The 533-nt window shown below is 64.5% G+C and carries 1 pseudogene; it reads right to left on the bottom strand.

Annotated elements, in window-relative coordinates:
* Positions 1–503, bottom strand: a pseudogene (locus tag AC56PL_RS27575) (HNH endonuclease); the annotation flags it as partial.
* Positions 504–533: the final 30 nt, after the last annotated feature.

Genomic DNA, 533 nt, shown 5'->3' with positions numbered 1-533 from the left:
TCGTTGTGGTTGTACTCGCAGGTGTGGTCGAGATCGGCTCCCCAGGCCTTGTGCTCACAGCCGGGCCACATGCAGTACACATCCCGGATCCGGAGGTAGGTATCCAAGACGACTGACGGCCGGTACTGGTCACCCGGCTGGGTGGCCGGCAGCGGAATCACCTGCGGGAACGGCGCTGCGATCGCATTGTCGTCGCCGTCACCGGGAAGGTTGTCGGCTGGTGGGTTCTGCGGTCCGCGCATGTATATCTTCGGCCGCTTGGGCTTGGGTGTCTCCTGCCCGGGCGGCTCGGGCTCAGGCTGCGCTGGTTCGGGCTGAGACTCGGTCGGCACGGATGCCGGTGCGGGCTTGTTGCCCATAGGTCGCTGGATCGTTTCCGGGCGGGCCGCGATGTCGCGAACGTGATCGCCGGAGATGACACCGTGACCATCCATGAATCCGGGATTGGTTGCGGTTCCTTCCAAGGTCGGCTGGTCGGTGATCACGTGCAGCACGATCTTCACGTCCACGCCTGAGATGACTTGTCCGGCAGG

The sequence above is a fragment of the Williamsia sp. Y721 genome (assembly GCF_059683565.1).
This window is presented reverse-complemented; position numbering and strand designations above follow the sequence as displayed.